General features: G+C 50.9%; 16 protein-coding genes and 1 pseudogene. 2 read left to right on the top strand and 15 right to left on the bottom strand.

From position 1 onward, the window contains the following. Positions 1-17: 17 nt before the first annotated feature. The 11 genes and pseudogenes from PLH32_16780 to PLH32_16730 all read right to left on the bottom strand — a co-directional run bounded on the left by PLH32_16780 (position 18) and on the right by PLH32_16730 (position 18,856). Positions 18-1,097 (bottom strand): alpha/beta hydrolase-fold protein, encoded by a 1,080-nt coding sequence (locus PLH32_16780; GenBank protein HQJ66262.1) that lies wholly within the window; start codon positions 1,095-1,097, stop codon positions 18-20. Between the two features lie 13 nt (positions 1,098-1,110). Then, on the bottom strand, positions 1,111-2,268 hold the full coding sequence (locus PLH32_16775; protein ID HQJ66261.1) for an alpha/beta hydrolase-fold protein: 1,158 nt from the start codon (positions 2,266-2,268) through the stop codon (positions 1,111-1,113). 10 nt (positions 2,269-2,278) lie between these two features. Further along, positions 2,279-3,373: an alpha/beta hydrolase-fold protein gene (locus tag PLH32_16770; GenBank protein ID HQJ66260.1), complete on the bottom strand. Its 1,095-nt coding sequence runs from the start codon at positions 3,371-3,373 to the stop codon at positions 2,279-2,281. Positions 3,374-3,448: 75 nt separating this feature from the next. Then, positions 3,449-5,236, bottom strand: coding sequence for an NPCBM/NEW2 domain-containing protein (locus PLH32_16765; GenBank protein HQJ66259.1), 1,788 nt, complete (start codon positions 5,234-5,236; stop codon positions 3,449-3,451). A gap of 43 nt (positions 5,237-5,279) precedes the next feature. Beyond that, complete coding sequence (locus PLH32_16760; protein HQJ66258.1) at positions 5,280-7,889, bottom strand: glycoside hydrolase family 31 protein; 2,610 nt, start codon at positions 7,887-7,889, stop codon at positions 5,280-5,282. Positions 7,890-8,018: 129 nt separating this feature from the next. After that, complete coding sequence (locus tag PLH32_16755) at positions 8,019-10,424, bottom strand: glycoside hydrolase family 127 protein (GenBank protein HQJ66257.1); 2,406 nt, start codon at positions 10,422-10,424, stop codon at positions 8,019-8,021. Between the two features lie 208 nt (positions 10,425-10,632). Further along, positions 10,633-13,203, bottom strand: a complete 2,571-nt coding sequence (locus tag PLH32_16750) for a glycoside hydrolase family 3 C-terminal domain-containing protein (GenBank protein HQJ66256.1) — start codon at positions 13,201-13,203, stop codon at positions 10,633-10,635. 86 nt (positions 13,204-13,289) lie between these two features. Next, positions 13,290-15,689, bottom strand: a complete 2,400-nt coding sequence (locus tag PLH32_16745; GenBank protein ID HQJ66255.1) for a glycoside hydrolase family 31 protein — start codon at positions 15,687-15,689, stop codon at positions 13,290-13,292. Positions 15,690-15,822: 133 nt separating this feature from the next. Further along, a complete protein-coding gene (locus tag PLH32_16740; protein ID HQJ66254.1) occupies positions 15,823-17,343 on the bottom strand; it encodes a carboxylesterase family protein in 1,521 nt (506 codons plus the stop codon). After that, positions 17,323-18,153 (bottom strand): annotated as a pseudogene (locus tag PLH32_16735) (sialate O-acetylesterase). The gene PLH32_16740 and the pseudogene PLH32_16735 overlap by 21 nt, the downstream one beginning before the upstream one ends. Before the next feature lie 67 nt (positions 18,154-18,220). Continuing rightward, positions 18,221-18,856: a hypothetical protein gene (locus PLH32_16730; protein ID HQJ66253.1), complete on the bottom strand. Its 636-nt coding sequence runs from the start codon at positions 18,854-18,856 to the stop codon at positions 18,221-18,223. Between the two features lie 352 nt (positions 18,857-19,208). Between PLH32_16730 and PLH32_16725 the strand changes: the two genes are divergently transcribed. Both PLH32_16725 and PLH32_16720 read left to right on the top strand, forming a co-directional pair. Continuing rightward, positions 19,209-19,913, top strand: a complete 705-nt coding sequence (locus tag PLH32_16725) for an acetylxylan esterase (protein ID HQJ66252.1) — start codon at positions 19,209-19,211, stop codon at positions 19,911-19,913. Between the two features lie 127 nt (positions 19,914-20,040). After that, positions 20,041-21,489, top strand: coding sequence for a family 43 glycosylhydrolase (locus PLH32_16720; GenBank protein ID HQJ66251.1), 1,449 nt, complete (start codon positions 20,041-20,043; stop codon positions 21,487-21,489). A 236-nt stretch (positions 21,490-21,725) separates the two neighbouring features. Here PLH32_16720 and PLH32_16715 read toward each other — a convergent pair whose 3' ends face one another. From PLH32_16715 to PLH32_16700, 4 genes are all read right to left on the bottom strand, one after another. After that, on the bottom strand, positions 21,726-22,565 hold the full coding sequence (locus PLH32_16715) for an MBL fold metallo-hydrolase (protein ID HQJ66250.1): 840 nt from the start codon (positions 22,563-22,565) through the stop codon (positions 21,726-21,728). Positions 22,566-22,726: 161 nt separating this feature from the next. After that, entirely contained in the window at positions 22,727-23,869 is a 1,143-nt protein-coding gene (locus PLH32_16710; protein ID HQJ66249.1) for an alpha/beta hydrolase-fold protein, read from the bottom strand. Positions 23,870-23,881: 12 nt separating this feature from the next. After that, positions 23,882-25,063, bottom strand: a complete 1,182-nt coding sequence (locus PLH32_16705) for an alpha/beta hydrolase-fold protein (GenBank protein ID HQJ66248.1) — start codon at positions 25,061-25,063, stop codon at positions 23,882-23,884. Between the two features lie 55 nt (positions 25,064-25,118). Beyond that, positions 25,119-26,324, bottom strand: a complete 1,206-nt coding sequence (locus PLH32_16700) for an alpha/beta hydrolase-fold protein (GenBank protein HQJ66247.1) — start codon at positions 26,322-26,324, stop codon at positions 25,119-25,121. Positions 26,325-26,373 lie beyond the last annotated feature (49 nt).

The raw sequence follows: 26,373 nt of genomic DNA, 5'->3' as shown, positions 1-26,373 counted from the left end.
CTTTTTATGCACCGCTTTTATTCTTTGAACAACTGCTGCAGCGTATTGGCCAGATACAATCGGCAATTCATCCAGGTGTGGCCGCCCGGAACAATAAGTGTTTGCACATTCAGGTTCTTTTCCTTGAACATCGCAATATTCTGCAGCACGCTTTCATATAAAAAATCTTCCGTGGCGACACTGATGCCGAACAGCCGCAGCTGTTCGTTCAACAAGGCGGCATCCGGCGACCAATTGGAAAAATTCATCTTGAACTCCTCAGTGGCGGTATAAGGAGCGTAGGAACAAACATAAGCGAACTTGTCCGCATGCATCAGTCCGATGTTAAGGGTCTGTCCGCCGCCAACAGAGAACCCGGCTATGGCGCGATGCGGACTATCGGTATAAACCGGATAGTTGGCCTCGATGAATGGGATGATGCCGTTGATGACCTCTTTGGTAAACTCAGCCATGGGGTTGGGCCGGACATTGCCGTACGGCATGACGATGAGCATAGGCCTGGCTTTTCCCTGCGCGATCAGATTATCAGCGATCAGATTGGCGCGCCCCACCTTGGTCCAGGTCTCTTCCGTATCCGATCCGCCATGAATAAGATACAGCACCGGGTACTTTTTCTTACCACGCGCCTCGAAACCAGGCGGCGTATAAACCAGTAGCGTGCGGGTGCTCGACAGCGTCATTGATTTGTAGTACCGATAACTGATTTTACCATGAGCAACCTTCTGCATTTCATGTAGCAATGGCGGATCACCGGGTATTTCCACCAAGCTGCGCTTGAACCTTTCATTGGCGAACAGACAGGTATTGTTGGGATCAGCGACCTGAACACTGTCAATCCAGAAGAAATAGGGATAGATATCCGGCTGGACCGGCGCGACGGTAACACTCCAAACGCCGGTGGTGTCCTTTTGCATCGGTTGGCGCGCGGATAAGAATTCGGCATCTAAATAGACCTTTTGGGCATGAGGTGCGTGATATCGAAAGGTGATGCTATGATCAGCATGTATTTCCGGCGAATTCAATCTGGGTGGTCGTTGAGCCCTGGCCGCGGGAATCGCCAGCACCAGACTGAATGTTAAAAAAAACCATTTCTTCATGACATTCGATCCTTTATTGAAAAAGTAATTGAGCGCTCTCGGTTAAAAATAGTTTGGTGTTCATCCACGTGTGACCGCCTGAAGTGATCAATCTTTTATGACGCAGGCTTTTTGCTTCCAGAAAGTCTAAAAAGTCCAGCGTCTGCTGGTACAGGAAATCTTCGCTGCCCACGCTGACCCAAAGTAATTTCAATTGTTGGTTGGTGCGTTTTGGATTTTCATATATAAAACGGTAGTCGCGTTCCATCTCCTGGCCGGAAAGGTAGGCGCTATAGCAGCAGAGCCATGCGAACCTATCCAGATGATCAAAGGCGGTGCGCAAGGTCTGGCCGCCGCCGCGGGAAAAGCCGCCTATAGCCCGGTTCGATCTGTTGGCTAGCACACGGTAGTTTTTTTCGACATGAGGAATGACATTATTAACAAGATCCTGGCCGAATGCCCTGGCACGGTTAACCGCCTCTTCTCCTTCCCTGTTAGCCGGATCTGCGGGTTTGGGTTTGCCGGTCTGCGCTGCGATTCTGGCTTCTATATTTCCATAAGGCATGACGATGATCATGGGTTTGGCTTTACCCTGGGCAATCAGGTTGTCCAAAATGAGGTTGGCCCGGCCGACTTTGAACCAGGTTTCTTCGGTATCGGTCGTGCCGCTGATAAGATAAAAGACGGGATATTTTTTCGAATGATGTTCATAGCCGGGGGGCGTATAGATGACCAGACACCCGGTTGTACCGGCAGCCGAAGGATAATACTCATATGTAACCGTGCCGTGCGGTACATCCTGAAGCGAATGCATCAGCGGCGTGTTGCTGGGAACATCGACCAGACTTGCCTTAAAACGCTCGTTGGGAAAATATTCCGTATTGGCTGGATCCATCACCGAAATTCCGTCCACGATAAAATTATAGGGATAGATATCGGGCTTAATCGGCCCAACCGTTACACTCCAGATACCGATTGAATCTCTGGTCATGGCTTGCGGTTTATCATCGAATTGTCCGTTGAGCAGGACCTCCCGGGCTGTCGGCGCAAGATAGCGAAACACTACGGTATGGTCCGGATTCACCTGGGGCGATACCACCCAAGGCCCTCTCGGCGGCTGGCTCGATGCCGGTCTATCAGCAAAAGCAAGTACGCCAGCAAAAAGCAAACAAGCGATGGATTTTCTTTTCATTTCATTTCCTTCATAGCTGTTTGAACAATTTTTGTGCGATGATGGCTAAATACAGTTTACAATTCATCCAGGTATGGCCTCCTGCCGAGATAAAAGTCTCATGTCTGATCTGTTTTTCGTCCAGTACCTGTAAATACTCAGAGATGATCGGAAATAAACCATCCTCTTTTCCCACACCGATCCAGAATAATTTCAATCGTTGGTTGGTTAAGGCCGGATTTGCGAAAGCGACTGCATTATTGCGCTCGAATTCTTCCTTCAGCATGCCCGGTGCGAATCCGCAAACCCATCCGAATAAATCCGGATTGTTTAATCCGAGATACAGGGCCTCACCACCGCCGCCTGAAAACCCGGCAATGGCCCTGCTGTCCTTGTCCTTTTTTACCCGATAGTTCGTTTCCACAAAAGGCACCAGGTTGGCAAAAAAATCCTTTTTGAATTCCTGCAAATTCTCCCAGGTGCGTAGACTCCATGTTGATTTGCTGATTGCCGGATAAGCGCGGCCATAGGGCATGACCACTATCATGGGCGTCGCTTTATTTTGATGAATCAGGTTGTCGAGAATGATATGAGCCCGGCCTACCTTGGTCCAGGTTTCTTCAGTGTCCGTGGTGCCATGCAAAAGGTAGAGCACAGGGTATTTTTTGCGGCTGTTTTCATAGCCCGGCGGCGTATAGATCACTACCGGACGGACACCCAATTCGGGGGAAGAGTAGTAACGATAGGATAGCGTTCCATGGGGGACGTCCTGAAGCGTGTGTATTAACGGTTGGTTGCCGGTGATCTCCACCAGGCTGTTTTGAAAGCCTTCGTTCGGGAAAATGGCTGAATTATTCGGATCGGCCACATGCACGCCGTCCACCACAAAATGATACGGATAGATATCCGGTTCCACCGGACCGAGGGTGATACTCCAAACCCCCGCGGAATCCTTGTGCATGGATACAGGCTTTTTCTCGAATTGAACATCGACGGCAGCCTCCCTGGCAGCAGGGGCCAGAAAACGAAAGACCACGGTACAGTCTGAATTGACCTGTGGTGAAATGACGATCGGCCTTTTTGCAGGTTGCCCGGACGCCGAATGAAAAGTCAAAAGTCCGGCCATCAAGACGCTGAAAAGAACTTGGGACGCTGTTCTCATATATTTTTCCCTATATTGGTTCTGTGCCGAACACCGCGATCACTGCGGCGAGATCTTGAGCAATCGGGATCCATGCTTTGGTATGGATAAAATGATTTCATTACCGGATTGCATATCGCGTCGAGCCCATAAGTCACGAAAGATACCAGGGCCTTTCAAACCAAGCTGTGTGCAATGGATCGCTATCCTGGTTGAATCTTCGGTAGCTGATCCGAACGGATTTTGCGTGAAAACATGAAACTGGACCGTAGCACCCTCGGAATGGGAAACACATTCCCGGTCCAATCCGGCTAAAGCGGTAAAGGCATCGTATCCTGCCGGCAGATCGTACTCGATGATGGAATTCGCATGCGTGCCGATGCCGTTCGCATATTCGACGCCGTCCACCACCAGTGTATTTCCGGCCACGCTATGATTGACGGTCGCGTTTCCCCAGCCTGCACTGGCGTTGACCCATTTCAGGTCGGTCAGGTTCATAACGCCATTGCGACCGATGAGTTTTGGTTCGATCCAATCGGCATGATCCCAGTTATTATCATCCCCGCCATTGGTCACAACCAGATAAAGCTTTTGGGCTCCTTTTATATCCACATTCAATTTAACACTTTGTTCTTCGGTTTTGTATGTGATCGGTTTGCTGCTCCACACAGCGTTTTTTTCCAGAATCGGTTTTTGATCGGGAAGGAAAAACACGGCGACATACCTGGCGTCCGAGTGCAAATCGTCGGCGATCCAGGCGATTTTATCACCTTCATTGAAAAGCAACCGGTTGTTTTTGCTCTTTTGCAATACAGCCAAGGCTTCCGCATTGGTGATGAGACTCAATGTGAAAGGATCGTTGTCCGGCAAATGGCCGCCGAACATTAACGGCGACCGGCATATCAGAAACAGCGACATCAGGGTCGTCTGTTCATCCCGGGTCAGCAGGCTCATCCGGTCATCGCCGCGTTCCGCCCGGATACCGATTCGCCCCAGAGGCAGCATATCGCCATCCGGCCAGTGACCGGGGCCCATATAGGGGAGCCACTTTTCGAAGAGCGAAAAATGCATGGCAAGTTGTGACCAGTTGTCCCAAAAATCATCGATAATGCGCCACATATTGGCATGTCGGCTGATATGCTCGGCACATTCAATCGGCGTCTCACCCGGAGAGGTGCTGAAAACCATAGGCCGACCGCAATAATCGATGGCCTTATGGATCATCTCGATTTCCTCTTTATGATAGGGACGAGAGAGGTCATCCACTTTGACAAAATCAACGCCCCAGGAGGCGTATAATTCAAACAAAGAATTATAGTACTCCTGAGCACCGGATTTGGCCGGATCGATGGAATACATATCGCCCAGCCAGGTGCATAAAACCTTGTCGCTGTATATATCCCTGGCTGTGGCGGTACTGTGGAGAATCGGTGTATTGCGTTCTACGGCCAGTTTGGGAATGCCACGCATGATATGAATGCCGAACTTTAACCCTTTGCCGTGGATATAATCCGCGAGCGGCTTGAAACCTTGACCGCCGGCAGACGAAGGAAATCTATTGACCGCCGGCAGGAACCGGCCGCAGGCATCCATCGAAAAAATGGCATCATTTTCATTATAGCCATGAGCCTTGTCGTTTTCAACGTACCAGCGGATATCGACCACGATATATTCCCATCCGAATTTCCGCAAATGCATTGCCATATAATCCGCATTCGCCTTTACTTCCTCTTCCGTCACCGTAGGTCCAAAGCAATCCCAGCTGTTCCAGCCCATGGGCGGCGTAGGCGCCAGGGGCTGACCGGTAAGTATGACGGGGAGCAATGCAATCCATGTGCTCAGTTTCATATCGGTTGTTGCCTTTTCCAAAATTGATAAACCATGTACGCTGTTAAAAATGGACCACTAAGGGCTTGCCATTATACAGGGTGGTTGTGCCAGGTTTGCTTATGTCGATGCCACTGATCTTGTCGCGAGAAACCCGCACCAGGTTGAATCGACGCTCTGCAAGCATGCCAGGAAAGGAGCCCTGGCGTTCATGGAGAGTCAATTCATTTCGAGCATCATCCCAATTGAATAGAATCGTAGAAAAAGCACCCTTTTCATAATTATAGTTATCGTTTTCATCTTCATAAAGCACAAATTCGCCGTTGGCACCGGGAAAAATTCTTATTTCAATCGGATCGTTCTGTTGCGCTGCATACTCGATAAAAGGTCCCATGGGGATGATGGAACCGGCTCTGACAAAAATGGGCAGCCGATCCAGAGGAGCATCAACTTTGATTGTTTGACCTCCGGAATAACGTCTGCCGGTCCAAAAGTCGTACCAGACGGCAGATGTCGGCAAATAAACCTGCCACTCTTTGACTTGAGGAGCGGTGACCGGGGCCACCAGCAGCGCCTTGCCGAACAGGTACTCATAACGTTGACGTAAGGCTGATTGATCACCAGTAAAATCCATGACCAAAGGACGCATCAGGGTGGAACCATGTCGGGTGATTTGCCAGGCTTCGGAATAAATGTAGGGCATTAAACGATAGCGCAGGTTCAGCATTCTGCGCAGATGCTCCTCAACCTGCGGCCCGTATTTCCATGGTTCTGTTTCTGTCTGGTAACCGTGGATGCGAAAGATGGGATTCAAGGCGCCCCATTGAAACCAACGGGTAAGCAGCTCTTGATAGCTTTTATCCGTATATTGTGTTTTACCCGGACGGAAGAATCCGCCGATATCGGTCGTCCAATAGGGTAAACCGGTCAAGACAAAATTCAACCCCGCAACAATTTGGCGTTTATAAGAGTCCCATGTTCCGCCGATATCCCCTGACCAGTTGATGATGCCATATTTCTGCTGCCCAAGAAAGGCGGAGCGGGTCAAGATGCAAACGCGTTTGGCGCCGGTTGTTTTTCGCTGTCCCTCATAAACCGCCTGACTGGCGAACAAAGGATAGATCAAGCGGTAAAAATCCCCCAATCCATAGTACGTTTTCGCTCCTTTCAGGGCGTCATTCTCCGGTTCAGTGGCATCCATCCACCATGAATCGACGCCAGAGGCAAATAAATAATCATTCAAGGTATTCCAGTAGGTTTCTCTGGTAAGCGGATTAAAATAATCCAGCCATTTGCTCTCCGGCACATAGAGATTGTGGGCCGCGCACATTCTGCCGATGACGGAATTCCGGTCAGGATTTGACCAGACGGAAATGCTCAAGTGAGCGTTCATATCGTGGATATCTTTGATAAATCCGGAAGGATTGGCATAATGGACACTGTCGAACTGAGGCACGCCCCAACCCTGGTTGCCCCAATATTGCCAGTCCTGGACAATGACATCCATGGGCAGGTCTCTTTTGCGAAACTCTTTGACTGTTTCGACCAGGTGGGCGCCTGACGTGTAGCGTTCACGGCACTGCCAAAAACCGTATGCCCAGCGCGGCAACATGGGCACCTGACCAGTCATATTCCTGTACGCAGCAACGACACTGTCTGCCGACGGTCCATAGAACACGATATAATCGAGCATATGGGCGTTGGGAGAGCGGAAGGTGGTCAAATTGTCAACCAGTTTCCACGAGATTCTGGGGGTGTTGCTTGATTTGCAGATCGATTGCACCTCATGCTCCCCGGCTTTTAAATCTACGAGCGCACTCGTAGTAGGGGGGAGCCAATAATTGCTCACATCGATACAAGGCTTGCCATCAATCACCACAAAATGCCGATTGTCCATATCGCCCAAATCAAGAAAGATGGAATAGACGCCATCTTCAGGAACCCTGAAATATCCGGAATAGCGCAACTGGTCTTGTAGCACCTTCTGCGTTCCGGAGTTCGTAGTCACTTCAGCCGAGGACTGGCCGCCATGTGCAACCTGCACCTGTTTTTCGAGCGCGATTGAATGGTCAGCAGGATTAAAATCAACTAATCCGTATTGGTGCCAAAGGAGACCATAACCCTCGCTTGAATAGATGAAAGGAAGAGAAATTTGCGAGTTGACCTGCGTCAAACGCCGGCTGACATTCCGCAGGTTATAATGCCCGTCCTGAAACTGTCCCAGGCCGAACAGATATTCGCGGGTTGGTGATAAGAAACTTTGTTCCACCGTCAAGCAGGGTTCCGACAGGGCCTCATTGGGAATCAACTTGCGGCTGCCGGCTTTCTCGCTGAGAAATGGTTTTCCAGAATGGTCGAGGAAGGAGAGGTTGCCGGTCTGTTTGTCCAGGACGGCTGAAAGGTATTTCACCTTTACCTCAAGCTTTTCAGGAGAATCGGCAACCTGAAACTCCGGCACCGGGTTATTTTGAGTTACAACGAATTCAGGAACCGGAGACTGAAGAGGTCGGAAAAACTTGATACGCACCGCTCGTTCGGATAACGGGTAAATTCCGAGGGTTCCATCCGGCAGAGCGGTGTGTATTCCATCGGGTGTGCGCTGAACCTCTTTGACAGCCTGGCCGAAGCATAAAAATGGAACAAGACATATCCACAGGATGGGTTTACATTTCATAGCGAGTCCTGTTTATAAAGGAGGCAAGCGCGGATATAATAGAAGCCGCACTCCTCTTTTACGCAGGCCAATGGCTGCTGCCAGCCAGCCCGCAATCTCTCATTGGCTCTGCCGGCGCCGATACAGCCTTCATCTATCATTACCCCTGGCCTGGGCTCTTAGCAAACGGACAGCATAAACAGCGCCGGCCGTATTTCCCGGATGAGCCTGGAACTTGATCCGGACATGGGTTTTCCCTTTTACCATGGAATCGGGGATGGGATGGACCACATCCTGAAACAACGACTGATTCCATCGGTTGGTATTGTCCTCAGTCGTCAATTTTTCTTCGTCGATATAGATATCGAACTTGCGGTTGCCCCATTCTGCACCCCAATAACGCACAAACAGGCAAAGGTCTGTTTCAGAATTGGTAGCCATATGATAACTAAAATACCCGCCATCGCGCGCGTCACGCCACGACTCATTCAGGTTGTTGCCGGTTTCCGAGTTTTCCTTTTGCAGAGCATGATCCGCTTCCGGCTGTTGCTCGCCGGCACGCACCAGATCGATCGTGCGCTTATCCAACGCCAGAGCTGCTTTTTCTATGTTGGCCAACGAATCCAAATAAACCCGGTACCCTTTATTTGTCAGCGCTAACCAGTAGATCATGTACCTGCTATCGTGGATACGATAAAAAGGCTCCAGTGTGACTGAAACGGGATTTATCATTTTTACACCGAGCTTGAATTGGAGGGGCTGGTCCTTTATCAGTTCTAACTTTTCCGCAATCGTTTGCATATCATCGTCGATCAGGATAGGGGCTTCATCGACAGGCAGCAATTCTCCGCTTGCATATTGACTCCAACGTCCATCATCTGCCAGTAGACCCTTCAGGTCCACGGATCCGGTTTTGGCGCCCAGCAGAATGGGCCCATGCATAAAGGCAATATACTCTGGGACATTCGGCATAGGTTCAATGGAACTGTGCATCGACAATGCGATCTGCACCACATCACCCTTTTTCCATTTCCGCTCGATGCCGACAAAAGAGGCAGGAAGGGCGGAATACGGCCAATTTTCTCCATTGACCCTAATTTTCAAATCGCCCCTGTTCACCCAACCCGGATAGCGAACCAAAAGCTTGAAATCGCATGAGCCTTCCGTCACCGTCAGTGTCGTCCGTTCCTCATAAGGAAAAGTCGTTTCCTGTCTGATTCTTACGCCTTTGTCCCGCCATAAAAGTTCGGAGGCGATAAAAAGGTTCAGAAACAGAGAATCACCACGGTGCGTGTAGATAAACTGGTTGTATTTGCCGTGGTTTTCCATGCCGGTGCCGACGCAACACCACATGGCCTGGTTGGGGACGGAGTAAACCCGGTAGTGACGGGGACGCGCGGGAGTGAAATAGACATATCCGCCATGGCCGGGATGTTGGGTGGACAGGATGTGATTGTACAGGGTTCGTTCGTAATAGTCGACATATTCTGCCAGAGGTTGCCTTCTGAATAGATCCTCTGTCAGTTTGAGCATGTTATAGGAATTGCACGATTCCGGCCCGTCGATAACGTTGACAAAATCGATACAGGATGTTTTGCTGGGGAAATGCTCCCTTCGGCTGTTGCCGCCAAAGGCCAGGGAACGGTTTGCAGTAACGGTTTCCCAAAAAAATCGAGCCGCGTTGAAATACGCTGGAGCATGATCGAATTCCGCAATTCTGGCGAAACCGATAAACTTGGGTATCTGTGTATTGGCATGCTTATTATCAAGGTTGTCTGTTCCTTGCGATAACGGCTCGAGCAGCGCCCGGTGTGAGAACCGCTTTGCCGCGAGCAGATATTTCTCTTCGCCGGTCATCTGATAGGCATCGGCAAAAATTTCATTCATGCCGCCATGTTCCATGCCGAGGATCTGTTGCATCTGCTCATCACTCAGAGCGGTGGTCAGGTTTACAGCCCAATCGCAGAATCTCAGAAATATCGTTTTGGCTTTTTCATGGCCGGCATAGAGCCAGGCATCCCTCAAGCCGGCGAACGTTTTGTGCAGATTATAAAACGGCACCCAGGAGGAAAAATAAACGCTGAAATCCCCATTTTTAAAGGTGGGCCATATATTTTTACTGTTGGGAACACCGCCGACATAGCCAATCCCCCAGTCAGCGTTATGGACAGCATTGGCCTCCTGACAAGCCGCCAGTTCGGCCAGCATATAATTCATCCGTCTCTGGCACTCCGGATTACCGGTAGCGGCATAGTTCATGGCCATGGCCGAGAGGTAATGACCGCCGACATGCCCGTCAAGGCCTTCCCAGTTAGGATAACTCTCGGCTTTTTTCGGCAATCCGGCTTGTTTACGATAGGGCGCCAGCAAACGGTCGCAATCGTATTTCAGCAGAACCTCGAGGTTCAGATCGCGGGCATGTTTAAAAGGCCCATCCAGCAACTGGACATCCTGAAGAGGAAACTCATCAGGATATAACTTGTTCTGTGCACGCAGACCTGGCACAGTCAACAGAAAACAGAGTACTGAAAAGAAGGTTACTGCATTTGTTTTCATCTGCTTTCTTCCCAGTTGATATGAATGAGATCCGTCCATCCCGCAAACGGTGAGGAACCGGACCTGCTGTTCATGCGGTGATATAAGAGGCCCATGTTCAGGCCGATGTGCATCAGACCGGCGACCGTCCCCGCCGGCCACCGGTGTGAGAAAAGCGGTGTGCCTCAAAATCAATACCAACGCTGATTCCAGGTTGTCCGGAGTGGGATTAAATAATGTTGATCCTGGCTGTTTTCAAATCTCGGTTATCAGAGCTGTTGCCATACAACACCTCATATTCCCCGGCTGTAACGGTCATTTGCCCCTGGGAACGATCAAAGAACTCGAACGAATGGAACGGCAGACGGATCATCGCCTGGCCGGTTTTTCCAGCAGCCACATGGACTCGCTGAAAGCCTCTAAGGGTTTTCAAAGGACCATCGGGATCCTGCAACCTGCGGATATAGACCTGAACGATTTCGACGCCGTCGCGTTTTCCCAGATTGGCGACCGGGATGGTCATATCGAGCGTTTCATCCCTATGGAGGGTGGTCCTGCTTACTTTCGCATCGCCGATGGCAAAAGTCGTATAGCTGAGACCAAAGCCGAAGGGGAAAAGCGGATCGGACATGTAGCGATAGGTGCGACCCTTCATGGAGTAATTTTCAAAATCCGGCAATTGCTGCAAATTTTTGTAAAAGGTGATCGGCAGTTTTCCTGAGGGATTAAAATCACCGAACAATACATCCGCAACCGCCAAACCACCCGACTCTCCGCCATACCAGGCTTGCAGAATGGCGTCACAACTCTCCGTTTCGGGCATCAAACCGATGGCCGAACCCGAACAGCTGACAAATACCACTTTTTTACCGGCTTGTTTCAACACTTTAAGACAATTGCGTTGCACGGCGGGCAGTTCGATCTCGGTTCGGTCTCCACCTTTGAAACCGGGATAAGAAACCGGCATTTCCTCGCCTTCCAACAGAGTGGAAAGACCGCCGACAAATACCACCACCTGAATGTCCTTAAGCTTTTTGATGAGGTCGGTATAATCCACATCCACCTCTTTGCCGAAATTGAACTCGAGGTTGGCTTGCCAATTATACAACTGAGCATAGCGGATCTCTATTTGATATTTTTGTCCGGCCTTGACCGCGAAAGGATGACGGGAGGGCAAGGTTCTCCAGTTGTTGTATTGAATGATCGATTGGCCATTGACCAATAACTCAAAAAAACCGGTGGCGCCGCATTTGAACACGATCTCCTCATCGGCCTGAGGAATAAATACGGTTTCATATCGGGCTGAAAATCCTTCGAGTCTGACGCCGGGGGCGAATTCGTGCTGCCCTGCGGTGGTCAGTTTGATCGGATGGACCAGATGCTGCACAGCCGCTACCTCGCCCTGCCAATCTGGACGGTTCCAATAAGTCGCTTTCATACCCTGTTGGCCGTCGATGGAACATCGTGAGAGATAGCTGTTGGTGACTTTATCTTCTACCAGATCGCAGGCTTTGTCGTAAAATACCTGGTCAGGAGCCAGTTTCGAAACAATACCGTCCAGAATCGTGATGGTGCGAACCGGCTTGCCGTTATAATTACCCCAGAGCATGGCTTCATCATCGGCGTTGGGGCCCAGTACAGCGATCTTTTGGCGATTTTTCCGCAACGGCAGGATCTGGTTTTTGTTTAAAAGCAGGGTCATGGATTCACGCGCCATTTGAGCGGCCAGTTGCCGATGTGACTCACTGTTCACGACCGATAGGGGTGTTTGGGCCCAGGGAACCAGGGCTTCGTCATCCATCTCACCCAGGTCAAAACGCCCAATCAGAACACGCTTTAGCCGCGCATCGATCTCTTCTTCCGTAACCAGCCCTCTGGCCACCGCCTCTGGCAGTTTTTTATAGGTGTGGTCGGTCCACTGACACTCCAGATCGGTGCCGGCCAGCACACCTTTAGCAGCCGCGTGCACGGCATCGGAGGAGACCTTGTGGCTGGTATAAAAATCGGCAATGGCGCCGCAGTCGGAGACCACTAGATAGGGATAGTTCCATTGTTCGCGCAAAATTTTCTGCAAAAGTCTCGTACTACCGCAGCAAGGTTCATCATCCAGACGCTGATAGGCGCACATCACCTGGCGGACGCCTGCCTCCTGAACCAGGGCCTTGAAGGCCGGCAGATAGGTTTCCCACAAATCTCGCGGATCGATATCCTGGATGTTGATGACATGACGACTCCACTCCGGTCCGGAATGCACCGCATAGTGTTTGGCGCAGGCCAGCAGCTTTCTGTATTTGGCGTCCGCCGGTCCCTGCAATCCCTTTACGACCGCCACACCCATACGCGACATCAGGAAGGGATCTTCGCCATAGGTTTCCTGACCGCGTCCCCACCGGGGATCGCGGAAGATGTTAATATTCGGCGTCCACACGGACAGGCTCAGGAAGCGCTTGTTTCCCTGACCGCTTCGCACAGCTTGATGATACTTGGCGCGCGTTTCATCCGAGGTCGCACTGAAAATTTGATAAACCAGTTCGTCGTCAAAGGAGGCAGCCATGCCGATAGGTTCTGGAAATACGGTGACGCTGTCGTTATTAGCGAGGCCGTGCAAAGCTTCGCTCCACCAGTTGAAATTTTTGACCCCCAGCCGTGGAATGGCTTCCGACACATCGCACAGCAAGGCCGCTTTTTCTTCCAGAGTCAACCGTGCCAGAAGATCGTTCGCTCTTTCTTCAGAACTCTTTTCCGGATTTTGATAGGGCAAAGGTTGTCCTAAAAGAACCGTTGCCATGCAAAACACCATGGCGATACCTGATATTTTTTTACCATGTCGTCTTTCCAAGGATTTCATAATTAGTTTCCTGTCAAAAATGAGTTCATGAAATGAGATTACATTCTTACAATAACCTGCTCACCTTTGTAAGCTACGGTGCGTTTATACTTGATCCCGGTCTCTAATCCCACGCCGGTGCCGGTCGCCACCTTGACAATATAAAACATACGTTCAGACAACATACCCGGAAACGAACCCTTTCTGCCGCCGATGGTCAACGTTTTTTTCCTGTCATCCCATCTGAAGGCGATGGTGGAATACAATCCCTTTTCATAGTTATAGTTATCGTTTTCATCTTCATATAAAGTGAAGCGGCCGTCTGCGCCAGGATATATACGAATTTCCAGGACATCCCATTTTTTCTCTTCGGCATACTGCACTTTGGGACCGAGGGGTAGGATGGAACCAGCTTTGACCAGTAATGGTATGGCGTCGATCGGAGCTTGTCGATTTATGGTTTGTCCGCCGGGAAATTTTTCGCCACTCCAAAAATCGTACCAGTCTGTGCCTCCAGGGAGATAAACAGCTTTGCTCTTGGTTAGGCTGAAATTCTCCACCCATATGGTATCCGATCCGGTTATATGTGGGTCCACATACAGGGGTTCGGTGACCGGGCAGGCCATCAAAGATGGGCCGAACAGATATTGATCGTTGACATCCAGAGCGAGCTTATCGTCCGCAAAATCCATCATCAGCGCACGCATCATGCTGGATTGATGAGCGGTCACCTCCCACGAGGTCGAATAGATATACGGCAATAACGCGTAACGCAAGTCGATCGATGCCGCTATCGCGTCATAGATTTTATCGCCCTTTTGGCCGAATTGATAAATTTCGCGCGGCGCATCGGTTCCGTGCGAGCGCATCATGGGGCAGAGACTGCCGAATTGCATCCAACGGGCATAGAGTTCGCGATAATTCGGATCCTTGAGAGTATTCGGAAAATTCCACAGGAAAAATCCGCCGATATCCGAGTTCCAGTACGGGATGCCGCATAAAGAAAAATTCAACCCGGCGGAAATTTGATTATGCAGCGCCTTCCAGGAGGCCACCACATCGCCGGACCAGGTATTGGCGCTGTACCGTTGCTGGCCGGCAAAAGCAGACCGGGTCAGGATAAATACCCGCTTGTCTGAACGAGTGGCGCGCTGGTGTTGAAAAACGCCGCCCACCGTCATCAAGGGATAGGCGTTTCGTACACGGCGTAACGAGCCTAGATAGGTTTTATTGTCGAAATCAGCCGGCTTGAACTGCATGTGGTCCGGCTCGGTCGAATCCATCCACCAGCCATCCATGCCGAATGAAAAAATACCCTGATTGAGATACTTCCAGTAGATATCACGAGCCTGCGGATTAAATGGGTCATAGACTCTGACACCGGACGGGTAATCCATGTTGGGCGGCCATTTTTCGGAACCGGATTCCGGCCAGGTTTTGATATCCAGCAAGGCGCCGATTTTATCCAATTCTTTGTACGGCTTTGTTTGCGGACCGAACGAACTCCAGATGGAAATGATGATGTGCGCGTTGAGCTTGTGCACATCATCAACCATCTTTTGCGGATTATAGAACTCGGGATTCAAGAACTCCATGGCGTTCCACAAATAATTGTTGCCCCAGTATTGCCAGTCCTGTATGATGCCGTCCAGGGGCACACCCAGTTCACGGTATTTTTTCACAACGCCCAGCAGTTCATCCTGGCTTTTGTAGCGTTCTTTGCTCTGCCAGTAGCCAAAAGTCCATAAAGGCATCATCGGCGCCTGGCCGGTCAGGCTGCGCATACAAGCAATTACACCGTCGGCATTTCCGCCATACATAAAATAATAATCGATACCCTCGCCCACATCCGATTTAAAGCTGGTGCTGTACGGATCGTCTTCAAAGAGTGTAGGCGAGTAATTATCCCAGAACAGCCCGTAGCCTCTGGTCGACTGAAAAAACGGAATAAAGTCTTCCGTATTGTTTTGCACCATATGCAGCTTGATGTTCCGCTGCACCATCTTCCCATTCTGCTGCTGGCCCAGTCCGTAGATGGCTTCATCCTTTGCCAGGACGAAGGCCTGGGACACTGAAAAAGTTTTTTCGCCGGCATCGTCGAACTCGATGAAAGCAGTTCCTCCTTCTTTCTCGGTCAACAACGGCTTGCCGGCAAGTGTCGCAAAGGAGATTCTGCCGTTTTTCAGGTTCAACCCCAGTTTTACCTTTTCGGTGCTCAGAACCAGTTCGTCTTCAAGCTGATGAATGCCAAATTTGGTCTTTTGCGGAGCCGCGATAACCGACAAACTGATTTTGTTAAAGGCTATGCCGGACGGATATTTAAGAACACGGATGGTTGAGGGATTAAAAAACTGAATTTCAATGGTTACCGCGTTGATCGTCGCTTCGATTCCCCGTTCTGTTCTCTGATACGATTCGACCGGAGCCGCAACCGCTGAAACGCAGGTAAACAAAACCATGATCAAGAAAAGCCTGTTCACAGAGTATCTCCCATCTACAATCGACCAGTATGCATCTTTTACCTGGGGCGGGCTTGCCGAGTTATCAGTTGACCGCCTTAGAGGCGTTCGCCGGCACTCCTTGCTGCAGTAATCATTTCGCCCACGCTTCTCCCGCCGGTGTCCGCCGCCACTTGAAATAGGCGTCCAGACGCTTGAGTGATTTCAGACTGGGCACCGGCCCTGTATGCGGCGTCCGGCAAAAGTACATGACCACCGGATTTGCATCGCTGAAAGCGGGCCATGCCGGCAGGTCTTTGCTGTTAGGATCACCGTATTTGGCAAAGTTGGTCCAGTAGGTTGCCATGGCCTCCGAGATGGCCGCATCGGTGGTGGTCGCCATGGGGCCCGATGCATTGAGATGCTGGAAGACGAAAGCTACCTCCTGACCGTGCGGTGAGCCGCTGTCGGCTTTGGGTGAGTCAGCAGGATAATCTGGGTGTTGATCGAAATAGTAATAATAGGCTTTCGCCTTGCCCTTCTCAGCCTGTAAACGAGCCCAACTCCAAGTATGCCAACCGAACGCTGCATCACGAGCCAGGTCGCGCGCTGTCTTGGGCACTGTGGTCGCACCGACGGGATAGGCTTTGAGCAATTCCTTGGCATATTTGCCGTAGCGTTTCTGGACGCCGGCGATGTAGTCCTCCGGTGTTTTCGGCGGCATAAAGCTGGCGCCCTCGTCCGAGTTGTAACCTACCAAAATCGGCAGGTCGTTAAATTCGCCGGCTTCATAGAGTTTGTACTGATCGTCGGGTATCACATAGCCATCGATGATCGGCCAAGCCAACCCGCGAATGGCCGGCAGTTTGTCGGCGCTTAATTTCCGCATCTCTGCAATAGACGCAATCTTCGCACTGTCCAGGTACGCTTGCCCGCTACGCTCTGCTTCGTCAAGGCGCTTCATGTTCTCACCAGGATAGGTGGTGCTACGCGGCGGGCCGAACGAGCCGCCGCTTTGCGAAATGGCGCCATGGAACAGTCCCTTTGCCAAAGGCGATGCGCACAGCATAGACACGGCAATGCCTCCAGCAGATTCGCCGAATATCGTGACCTTGTTGGGATCACCGCCGAAGGCCGCGATGTTCTTCTGCACCCATTTCAGGCCCGCGATCATGTCCAACAAACCGTAATTTCCCGAAACATGATTCGGACTCTCCGCGCTCAGTTCCCTGTGCGCCATAAATCCGAGTTGACCAACCCGGTAGGCCATGCTGACTAACACGACGCCTTTAGCGGCCAGATTCTCTCCACTATAAACCGGCTCGGAAGTGGACCCGGCATTGAATCCGCCTCCATAGATCCAAACGAGCACGGGGATGCGGTCGTTCGGGGATTTCGCCGGCGTCCAGACATTCAGGTACAAGCAGTCTTCACTTTTACCCGCAGTCGGACCCCAGCTCTGAATGGGGCCGGGAGCAAACTTGTCAGCCTGCCGCACGCCTTGCCATTTCGTGGCCGGCTGTGGGGCGCGCCAGCGCAGCTCGCCGACAGGCGGCGCAGCAAAAGGAATACCGCGGTAAACCGTCAATCCGTGTTCAAAGGTTCCCTGCAGCAGCCCCTCTTCAACCTGCACCGCCGTTGGCTTGACTGGTTCATAGCCGAGCAAAGAAAGCATTTTCTCCGCATACCGGGAGCCAAGTCTTTTGTATCCGGCAGCATCGAAATGCAGATTATCCGGCGCATCACTGCATCCGCGCGAGGATATCACATACGAGTTGGGAAGCACTTTCGGTAATTGCGCAATGATAGCATTCATTCCGGCGCAAACGCCCCCCTGGTCGCTATGCACAACCTCTCCTGCCAATAGTGGAGTTATTTCGGGACGCAGATGCAGATCCGTAACAAGATTATCGTAAATGCGTTTTACTTGAATGGTCCAGGTGCTATCATTGGGATTGGATTCCCCCTGATGCAGCAGAATGCCTTTTATCACACCATCTTTCTGAGCCAATTTTGCCATTTCGACAAGATAAGCATATGGATTTCCGTTATACTCTTGGATCATATTCATCATCCAGGGCGGGGCAGTTGCGGCGTAAGTCTGAAAATGGTCTTTATCGAACAATTCAATCTTACAGCCGGCGACGGAGACATTGATAATTCCTACTCTGATGTTCCTGGGCAGGTTGGCGACCATGGCTCTGCCGAAAAAATCGGCAGGGCCTAACCCCGTCCTGCACCGACACAAAGGAGGAATTGCGGTATACCACTTGCCCTTTACTCTACCCAGATCCGGACAGTCCACTGATTGCATTACCTGGAAACGATCATCGACCGATCGGTCCTGTTCTTCAATTTGGGCATTGCCTTCCATATTGGACTGCCCGAAGCAAAGAAAAATATAAAAATTCGCATCTTGTGAAAAGGTCCTCGAGCCGGCCAAAAGTACCCCTATCCACAAAAACATTACAAGTCTGCGTTTCATCATGTCTCTCTCTGGTTCATTATGTTTGACTGCATGTTCTGTGCATTCTTTAAGACGATGAGAAAATTCATTGCACAACTCTGACCAGTTTCATGGGCATTTCCTGCCCCATCATTACCACAATTACATCAATCGTATCATCATTAAGGTATCTGCACTTGTGACCAATCGTCATTCCTTGAAACTCAACATCAAATGAAAACTCGTCGCCGTTCACTGCGCCATTGATCAGGATACTCTCACCCATCATGGTGGAATTTTTGCCTGTCAATTTGTTTCCGTCCACCGTAAAATAAAAAGTAATTTCCATGTCTCCCTGTGGACCGCTGATTTTACCGATCCACTGGCCGTCAATTTTGGATTTTTCAACAACCCTCGTCAGCACCAATGGTTGTTCCATCATCGGCACGGTTAATTTAATCATATCGCCATCCAGAACGCCGGTATTGCTGAATACCTGTCCATTAACATTGACATCGAATGAAAATGTGTTGCCACTGACTTTGCCATTTTCAAGCGGGAGGGACCCCATTGCCGAAGTAGCATTCCCACTTAACACATTTGAATCGGCTTTGAAAGTGTAGAGCAATTCAAAAGCTCCGTTTGGTCCAGTCATGGCGCCCTTCCAGTTTCCATCCAGTTTTTGCGCATGGACAGCCAGGCAGATCACGAACGACAAAAGAATCGCAGTTTTTGTTTTCATCTTTTTTCTCCGTTTGTTATTGTGTGGATTATTGATTTTTAGACAATGATGGTTTTAAACTTTCAAAGGCTTAAATAGAGCTTCCCTACAAAAACTTCATCCAGGTTCTGGAATCACTATTCAGTTTTACTAATTAACGCCGAGAGGACCGCCGTCGAAAAGGTCAAAGAGCGCTGTCGCTACCGTATCGATACGAAACATTCTGAGTTTGTTTGCCTATCACCTCAGCCGGCTGCTTCCGGCATCTCGTCAATAAAGATCCTTGACAATGCACTCCGAATCGTGTACATTAACTTCAAAAAAAACTATTCTCATCATGCAAATAAAAATCGCAAAACCTGGGAGCCCTGCTATGAACACACTCCGCAACACCCTGATGCTTCTGGTAAATGCACTGGCGTTGACGACTTTTGCCGCCGCGCCAGGCGATACAGCTCGCAGCATCGCACCATATTTTTCTCCTGCTGCAAGGGGCGCCAAAACGCCGGATGCCGACGGTTTCCTGCAGCGCTGGCTGCTGCTGGAGCCGATCATCAAGCCAAACCGCAGCAACACCGTATTTACCGACAGCTACATCCGCAATGCATTCAATACCGAGTATTTTCCCGGCCAATTCACCAAAGTCCCGCACGACGGCGACCAGGTGACTGTCGCCGGGGAGCAACTCTTATGGCATGCCGTAGATTCGGCCAATTGGAACGTGAAGCTTTTTCGCTTCGCCTACGGCCTGAATAAACCGACGTACGGCGTTCTGTTCTGGGCTGTTACCGTGGTCCACAGCCCTCGGGAAATGCAAAATGTGCGCATGGCCGTCGGCTCCAATTCAGCATCCATGTGGTGGCTCAACGGCCAGGAAGCTGTTATCCTCTCGGGTGACCGACGCATGGTTATGGACGATTGCGTTTCAAAACGCTTGACCCTCCATAAGGGGCCGAACATTATTCGCGGGGCGGTCATAAATGGCCCCGGCATGAGCGATTTCTGCGTTCGCTTTATCGATGAGAATGGCAAACCGATTAAGGATATTACGCAGAGCCTGGAAAACACGAAAGAATGAATTTTGAAGAGTTCCTGGCTGTACCCCCGGTTGCCTGTAGTATCCGCATACATGAATACATGTCGCAATATTGTGACAGATCCTTTTAGATGGTTCTTGATCTCTAACGTCCACACCTGGAGGATTTATGAAAACCCGTTTGCTCGGAATACTCATTTCCAGTTTAGTCTTGTTCTGTTTTTATTACCCGGCATGGGCTTTGGATGGTGAACCCTATATTCACGATCCCTCGACCATCATGCTGTGCAACGGTAAATTTTATACTTTTGGCACCGGTCAGGGTGGCTTGATCTCTGAGGACGGTTGGACCTGGCATAGTGGCGCTGTGCGCCCCGGCGGTGGAGTGGCGCCGGATATTATACACATCGGCGATCGCTATTATGTGACCTATGCCGAGGGCGGCGGCGGCTTGGCCGGTGGACACGCTTCTAATGTCCACGTCATGTGGACCAAAACGCTCGATCCATCGTCACCCGATTTCGGCTTTCAGGACAATATCATAGTCGCCTCGAGCGACGGTATTGAGGATTGCGATGCCATTGATTCGGCCTTTTTGCTCGATCCCACCGATGGCCGGTTGTGGCTCACTTACGGCACCTATTTCGGTTACATCCGGCTTATCGAACTCGATCCCAAAACGGGCAAGCGCATGCCCAACAATCAGGCCGTGGACATTGGCATCGACATGGAAGCCACGGCGCTGATGTATCGCGACGGCTGGTACTACCTGCTTGGCACGCATGGCACTTGCTGCGACGGCGCCAATTCCACCTACAACATTCGCGTGACACGCTCAAAGAAGGTAACCGGTCCCTACCTCGACAATATGGGCCGGGATGCGCTCAAGGGAGGGGGCAAACTCGTCGTGGCCGCCAGCGGCCGCTTTGTCGGGCCGGGTCACTTTGGCCTCCTGGATTTGGGTGACGGCGTGCAGAAATTCTCCTGCCACTATGAGGCCGATCTGGACCGGAGCGGACGCAGCGTGCTGGACATTCGCCCGCTGCTTTGGAAAGGCGGCTGGCCCATAGCTGGAGACAACTTTCGAGAAGGCACCTATGAGATCCAGTCCGAGCGCAGCGGTTATGCGCTTGAACTGACGGTTGATTTTGTACGCATGGCCGGTGGCATGCGCGGTTGGGGCCCCCCCAAAGAACCCGTGAAACCCATTCCGTTCCAGGAACTGGCTGAGGTTCTGCCGAACTGGCCCGCCGGCAACATCGAAACGCGTCTCAGCGACTTTATGATGCGGCCCCATCAAAAATGGACCATCACACCGGTCGCCGGTGTCGGCGGCTATCCCGGCTCACCCTTTTTCAAGATCGTGATCGATGGAACAGATCGCGCGCTGGCTGCCACGGCTGATGGTGAAGTTGTGACAGTACCCACCTTTACCGGTAATCCTGAACAACTGTGGCGCATCGATCAGTTGACCGACGGCACTTTTCGCATCATGCCCAAGGTCGTGCCCAATGCCAAGGAATCACTCGCTCTGACTGCGGTAGGCCACAGCACGCCGACGTTGGCCCGGTTCGACCCCGAAAGCGACAAGGCGCGCTGGAACTTGCGACCGCTGTGAAATTGATAAAGTCTGATATAGTATCAATCTGATACGGAGCAGCCGGGGTCACAAAGAGTGTGACCCCGTATTTTTAGGATATTGCGACGACCACTCAAGGTGTCCGGCGTTTATCGACCGTTTTGTACAAACTTGAATGAGCAACCATTACTCGGAAATCCTTAATAAAGCCAAAAGGATTCGTCCACCGGCAAGTGTAATTAAACGATAACGATATCAGGCTGTTATCTATGGAATCAATGATATCCATTTCCGGTTCGAGTCTTCTGAAATTTTATATAGTCCGGGTCATAGACAATAGTGGCAGAGCCGGACGTGACCGACATCGGATTAGGGCAACCAACTTTGGCAGAGTAGGGTTGCGGCGCGGGGGCCGTGCCCTTGCTCAGGGATTCGGCCAACTGACGCATCGTCGTGATATAGGATTTGTCATAAGGTTTTTTTACGTAAACATAATGACCGCAATAGACTTTGGTGATCCCGCTGTCCATAAGCTTTTCCATTTTAAGACACGATTCGATGTAGGTTTGTATCGGAGAGAGCGGTTTGAGTTGCAGCCAGACGTGATTCGAGCCAAAAGCATCGCCCGAAAAACAGTTTCCTGCTTTTCTGTCCAGAAGAACAATCGAACCTGGAGTATGGCCAGGCATATGACTCACTTCAAGAAGCGTCCCGCCTAAATCAAAAAGATCTCCGTCCTTGACAAAATGGACCTTCCCCTGATAAGCTTTATTAAACAAAACGGTATCAGCAGGGTGCATCCATATTTCTTTAAAAAAGCCAATATTCCCGTCATGATCATGATGCGCATGGCTAATCACGACCTCCAGCGGCTTTTTCGTGATAAGCGTGATGATCGAATCGAGCTTCGCAATGCGAGTTCCGGTATCTATCAATAGTGCTTTTTGGGTGCCTTCCACCAGGTACATCGTGGTATTATCATTCGTTTCGAGCACCCACATGTTGTCTTCAAGTTTGGTGATGGTGAGTTCGTCATTTTGATAGACCTGTTCTGCGGCCTGAGCGAGAAATACCAGGCAGGAAAGCAGGACAAAAATGGGCAGCAATTTTGTCATCGGTGGTTTCCTTCGTTTTTTTGTGTAAAAATACCTTCTTCGTTCTGCTTCCATTTATCTTCTGACAGGTGGCCATGCATCCGGTTTCCCTGCGGAGTTTTTGTTGCAGCCTGATCAACGAAGGGAAAATCGTTGATCAGGCCATCGCGTAACAACCTCTGTCAAAATAAAAGCTGTGCGAACTCGCGCAGGCTGCGCCGCCAGCTCAGGAACTCGTGGGCTGTATTCTGGGAGACGAAAAAGACGCTGTTGATGCCGGCTTGCCGCAACGCGTCGGCGTTCACTTTTGGATCGCCGCCCCAAAAGCCTCTGGCGCCGCGGTTTTCCAGTTCGCGGCTGCCGAAACTGACAAAGACCAGCTTGACTTTTTCTTTGAAACCGGGCGTTTTGTTGACGTCATCCATGGAGAACGCTCCGCCGCTGAACAAGCCGATGTGCGAAAATTTGTCGAGGTTGGCCATGGTGATCATTTTGGTTTCCATGCCGCCCATGGAAAGCCCGGCCATGGCGCGATGGGATTGATCAGCAAGCGTACGGAAATTGGCATCAATATAGGGTATCAGTTCGTCCACAAGAACTGTTTGAAACGGCTTGATGTCGAAATTGCGGAGGCCGCCGAACTTGATCTCATTGGTCATGCCATACGTCATGACAATGAGAAACGGCTTGATTTTGCCGTCGGCGATCAGGTTGTCCATGATCAGATTGGCGTGGCCCTGATTACTCCAGGCGGTTTCATCCTCGCCCCAGCCATGCTGCAGGTACAGAACCGGGTAATGTTTTTTCCCTTTGTCATAATCAGGCGGCGTATAGACAAACGCCCGGCGCGAGGTGTTGGTGCTTTGGGAGGGGAAAAGAATCTGTCGCACTTGGCCGTGCGGAACGTCCTTCAGAGCATAAAAGTCCTGATCATGAGCGGGAATTTCGATGCCGCTTTCCCAGCGAACAGAACCATAGAAATTCAGTGTTCCTGGATCGTTGAACACGCCGCCGTCCACTGTAAGATGATAGTAGTGAAAGCCTTCGTCCAGAGGTCCTGCAGTGGTGCCCACCCAGGCGCCATCCTCGGTTTTCGTAAGAATCGTGCCGCCTAAGCCGAGATTGACCTTGACGCTGTCGGCCTGAGGGGCCATAATGCGAAACCGCGCGTAACCCTGAGAGTTCACCTGCGGATACTCTTGACCGGGTTGGTTCAGGGTTGAAGGCTTAAAGTCATCCTTGATGGTTGGCTGATCTGTCTGAGCCAAACCGGGTGCAATCCATAAAGTCAGCAGTAAACCTAATCCCATGATATAGCATTTCATGATTGTTCTCCCTCAATTTTTAAAAATAAGCTGTGCAAACTCATGCAGGCTGCGCCGCCAACTTTGCCACTCATGAGCCGTCAGTGGAGAGATATAATAATGAGTTTTGATGCCGGCCTGTGCAAGGGCCTCGGTGTCCGCCTTGGGATCGCCGCCAAAACGGGTTTTACCATTTTCCAGCTCGCGGCTGCCATAACTGACAAACACGAGTTTGACGTTCTCTTTGAATCCAGGAGCTTTGTTCACGTCTTCGAGACTGAAACTGCCGCCGCTGAAAAGGCCGGCATAGGCAAAGGTCTTGGTATTCGCGAGAGTGATGGCCCGGGTCTGCATGCCGCCCATGGAGAGTCCGGCCATGGCTCGATGCGGTTGATCAGCCAGGGTCCGGAACGTCGTATCGATCATGGGAATAATGTCTTCCAGCAGCGTCTTTTTAAAACCGTCGGCCCAGCCTTCAGGAGGCCAGGTGCCTTTGGGGCGTTCACCTGGTTTGGGCCGGGGGAGATTTTCCGGCCAGGTCCAGGTGCCGTTGTCCATTACGATAATGAAAGGCACGGCCTTTCCTTCGGCGATCAGGTTGTCCATGATCAGGTTGACACGGCCTTGGTTGCCCCAACCGGTCTCATCTTCACCGCCGCCGTGTTGCAGGTAGAGCACCGGATAGCGCTTTGCAGTATCCTTGTCATAATCCGGCGGCGTATAGACGAAACAACGACGCATACTGTTGTTGCTTTTGGAGAAATAGGCAAGCTCGCGCAACTGACCGTGAGGCACGTTCTTGAGGGCATAAAAGTCCTGATCCTTGGCCGGGATTTCGATGCCGCTTCCCCAGCGGCTTGCGCCATAAAAGTACAGACTGGCGGGATCCGGTACCGCCGCTCCATCGATCCAGAGCTGATAGTAATGGAATCCCTCGTCCTGGGGATTCGAATCACCGGTCCAGACGCCCTTCTCATCCTTCTTTAAATCGTATTTTACCGCACTGATATCAAGCTGAACCCGCAGAGCTTCAGGGGCCGAAATACTGGCGCGCACCCGGCCCTCGGAATTGACCTGAGGATATTCCCTGCCCGGCTGATTGGTAGATGCGGGCTTAAAATCTTCCACGGCCGCAGCCGGCTGATTCGTTTGCGCCAAACAAAGGCCACTGGTTATAAGAGTAGCAAATAACACACGAATTAACCTGTCTTTCATAAACAACCTCCTTGATTTTTTTATCAAACGCCATCGGTGATACGTAGTCAATGATTCACTCTTTGAATAGAAGCGGTGCAAATTCATACAGGCTTCGCCGCCAGCTCTGCCATTCATGGGCGGTCAGCGGTGAGACATAGAAAACACTGTTGATGCCGGCTTGATGCAAAGCTTCAGTGTTCGCTTTCGGATCACCGCCAAAAGGACCGCGTCCGCCGCCTGCGCGGTTTTCCAGTTCACGGCTGCCATAGCTGACGAACACGAGTTTCACTTTCTCCTTAAACCCGGGCGTATTGTTGACATCTTCTATGGATATGCTGCCGCCGCTGAAAAGCCCGATATAGGCAAATTTATCAAGATTAGCCAGCGTGACCGTTCTGGTCACCATCCCGCCCATCGACAGACCTGCCATGGCACGATTCTTACCCTCGGTTAACGTGCGAAAATGTGAATCAATGAAAGGAATCAGATCCTTGATCATGACCTCTTTGTATGTCTCAAATGAAAATATCATCCTTGGACGGGCGTCTGCAGTGGGCTGGCCTCCAGGGCCCGCTCCGGCGGGTCGCGGCTGAGGCGGCCGAGGAGGAACTTCCCCCGGTTTGTAAGCAGCGCTGGTTTCCATGACAACGATAAATGGGGCGGCTTTCCCGGCCGCAATCAGATTATCCAGTATGACATTGGTTCGTCCCATCTCAATCCACACGCGTTCATCTTCGCCACCACCGTGCTGAAGATACAACACCGGATATCGGCGCGAAGTGTTTGCCTCGTACCCTGGAGGCGTGTAAACGTAAATATGACGCCAGGAGTTGGTGGTCTTGGAGAAGTAATTCTCAATCAACACAGCTCCATGAGGCACATCTTTGAGCTCATAAAAACCACCATCCGGATCGGGGATTTCAAATCCATTGCACATATGTCCGTAACCGATGAAGGCGTCGGTTGCCGGATCAAGCACGAGAGCACTATCAACCAGCATCCAGTAATTATGATACCCTCTATCCTGCGGTTCACTGGTGTATGTCCACACACCGTCATCGCCTTTAACCATATCGAACGCGATATTTGCGATAGAAACCTGCACCTTCTTTGCATGAGGAGCGTTAAAGCGGAAGGTAACACGTGAATCGGCTTCGATTCGAGGATATCGGGCTCCATAGAGATTATAAGGCGAAGCATGCGCTGAATCAGCAGCACTCGAGTTAATTAAAACCTGACCTGTTTGCGTGAAACCGATTTCGTTAACGGATAGTACCATCAATAATGCCAGAAATACTTTTTTTCTCATTTCTAGATCTCCGCTGTTT

Source organism: bacterium (assembly GCA_035419245.1).
GTDB lineage: Bacteria > Zhuqueibacterota > Zhuqueibacteria > Residuimicrobiales > Residuimicrobiaceae > JAKPUX01.
This window is presented reverse-complemented; position numbering and strand designations above follow the sequence as displayed.

Coding starts and splice junctions, on each gene's coding strand:
- PLH32_16780 (HQJ66262.1), bottom strand. CDS start 1,097: ATGAAGAAATGGTTTTTTTTAACATTCAGTCTGGTGCTGGCGATTCCC.
- PLH32_16775 (HQJ66261.1), bottom strand. CDS start 2,268: ATGAAAAGAAAATCCATCGCTTGTTTGCTTTTTGCTGGCGTACTTGCT.
- PLH32_16770 (HQJ66260.1), bottom strand. CDS start 3,373: ATGGCCGGACTTTTGACTTTTCATTCGGCGTCCGGGCAACCTGCAAAA.
- PLH32_16765 (HQJ66259.1), bottom strand. CDS start 5,236: ATGAAACTGAGCACATGGATTGCATTGCTCCCCGTCATACTTACCGGT.
- PLH32_16760 (HQJ66258.1), bottom strand. CDS start 7,889: ATGAAATGTAAACCCATCCTGTGGATATGTCTTGTTCCATTTTTATGC.
- PLH32_16755 (HQJ66257.1), bottom strand. CDS start 10,424: ATGAAAACAAATGCAGTAACCTTCTTTTCAGTACTCTGTTTTCTGTTG.
- PLH32_16750 (HQJ66256.1), bottom strand. CDS start 13,203: ATGGTGTTTTGCATGGCAACGGTTCTTTTAGGACAACCTTTGCCCTAT.
- PLH32_16745 (HQJ66255.1), bottom strand. CDS start 15,689: ATGGTTTTGTTTACCTGCGTTTCAGCGGTTGCGGCTCCGGTCGAATCG.
- PLH32_16740 (HQJ66254.1), bottom strand. CDS start 17,343: ATGCTTTCTTTGCTCGGCTATGAACCAGTCAAGCCAACGGCGGTGCAG.
- PLH32_16730 (HQJ66253.1), bottom strand. CDS start 18,856: ATGAAAACAAAAACTGCGATTCTTTTGTCGTTCGTGATCTGCCTGGCT.
- PLH32_16725 (HQJ66252.1), top strand. CDS start 19,209: ATGAACACACTCCGCAACACCCTGATGCTTCTGGTAAATGCACTGGCG.
- PLH32_16720 (HQJ66251.1), top strand. CDS start 20,041: ATGAAAACCCGTTTGCTCGGAATACTCATTTCCAGTTTAGTCTTGTTC.
- PLH32_16715 (HQJ66250.1), bottom strand. CDS start 22,565: ATGACAAAATTGCTGCCCATTTTTGTCCTGCTTTCCTGCCTGGTATTT.
- PLH32_16710 (HQJ66249.1), bottom strand. CDS start 23,869: ATGAAATGCTATATCATGGGATTAGGTTTACTGCTGACTTTATGGATT.
- PLH32_16705 (HQJ66248.1), bottom strand. CDS start 25,063: ATGAAAGACAGGTTAATTCGTGTGTTATTTGCTACTCTTATAACCAGT.
- PLH32_16700 (HQJ66247.1), bottom strand. CDS start 26,324: ATGGTACTATCCGTTAACGAAATCGGTTTCACGCAAACAGGTCAGGTT.